The following is a 1,618-nucleotide window of genomic DNA, read 5'->3' as shown; positions in this document are numbered from 1 at the left end:
GGTGGCGGCGGCCCACCGGGTGCAGCAGTGGCCGCTCGCCCAGCACATCGGCGAGCTCCGGGCGCAGCGAGCCCGGTGTCCGCTCCCACCAGGGCGCCGGGGACTCGGCGGCCAGTCCGGCGCTGTGCCCGAGGAGCTGCGCGACCGTCACCTCACCGACGCCCGTCCCGGGGAGGTGCTTCTCCAGCGGGTCGTTCAGGTCGAGCAGGCCTTCGTCCCGCAGCCGCATCACCAGGACGGCCGTGAACGGCTTGGTGATGGAACCGATCCGGTACTGCGTGTCGGCGTCCGGTACATGCCCGTCGACACAACTGCGCCCGCCCTCCCAGAGCAATCGGCCGTCTCTGGCCACCGCGCCGACGAGTGAGGGCGTCCGGCCTTCCGTCTGCGCGGTGGCCACCCGGTGCAGCAGGGCGCGCTCGGTGGTGGGAAGGAGTGCTTCGAAGGATGACGTCATGCCCCAGGTGTATCCGCCGGGGAGCGTCATCGTCGACCGCATTGATCCGCTGCGGGCGCCCGTGTCCCGGCCCTCAGGCCCGGCGGACCGGCATGACCAGGCTCGTGAAGCTGCCCTGGTCCGCGGACCGGACCACGACCGGCTCCGTCGGCGCGGAACACTCCAGCAGGACGTCCGGCCCGACCGCCGCGTCCAGCGCTCCCAGGAGCACGGCCGGGTCGAAAGCGAGGTCCAGCGGCGGCCCCGTACAGATGGCAGGCAGCGTGCTGTCCACGGCGCCGGCTCCAGAGACCACCAACCGCTCTCCTCCGGTACGCAGGGCGACGGCAGGCCCTCCGCAGCGGCCCGTCACCGCCGCGCGCAGGCCGTCCCGTCCGGTGATGATCCGGTGAGCCGCCGGAGGGAGACCGTCCAGGACCGTCCGGTAGTCCGGGAAGGTCCCGCCCTCGACCGGCACCGCGAGCCGCTCGTGACCGGCACGGACACGGACGCCGTGCTGGTCGTCCTCGATGGTGACCTCCGCCTCCCTCAGCGCCCGGGCGGCGAGCCCCCTCATCGCCCCGACGTCCACGAGCACCTGCCGCGGCCCACCCTCGGCGGCCTCGGCGCGCAGCGTCCGCACCGCCAGCCGGAAGCGGTCCGTCGCCACCAACCGCACCTCCGGACCGTCGAGTTCCAGCAGCACACGGGCGAGTACGGGGAACTCCGCCCGTGCCTCCGTACCAGCCGCGACGGCCGGGGCCACCTGACGTACCGCGCCGGCGAACTCGGCCCCACCGACCCGGGCCCGCGCCCCGGGCCCGCATCCCGCCTCCGGGGACGCCGGGCGCAAGCCCCCCAGGATGCCCTCGGCCGCCTCCCGGGCGGCCACCGCCACGTCGCAGCTCCTGCGCACATGCTCCTCCAGCACCGCCCGGGCCTCCTCCTCGTCGCCGTCGAGCACCACCAGGGCGTCGACCAGCGGCAGGCCGGCCTCCCGCAGGCGCCTCACCAGACCGGCCCGTGCTTCCTGCCCCGGCTCGTAGAAGCGGTAGCCGGTCACCTCGTCGACGTGGGCGGGCCGCAGCACCCCGCAGTCGTCGTAGAACCGCAGGGCACTGGGCGCCAGCCCCACCCGGCGCGCAAAGGCACCGATGCTCAGCAGCGCTTCGGTCGTCTCGT

At 74.6% G+C, this 1,618-nt stretch carries 2 protein-coding genes; both read right to left on the bottom strand.

Going from position 1 to position 1,618, the window contains the following annotated elements; translation table 11 throughout:
• Positions 1-457 (bottom strand): serine hydrolase domain-containing protein (locus tag AB0F61_RS34165; RefSeq protein WP_357818527.1); only part of this gene is annotated, 457 nt, incomplete at its 3' end.
• A 73-nt stretch (positions 458-530) separates the two neighbouring features.
• Positions 531-1,618, bottom strand: a 1,088-nt coding sequence (locus AB0F61_RS34160; protein ID WP_357818524.1) for a MerR family transcriptional regulator, incomplete at its 5' end; no start/stop codon positions are given.

The organism is Micromonospora sp. NPDC023888 (assembly GCF_040639415.1).
Lineage (GTDB): Bacteria > Actinomycetota > Actinomycetes > Mycobacteriales > Micromonosporaceae > Micromonospora.
This window is presented reverse-complemented; position numbering and strand designations above follow the sequence as displayed.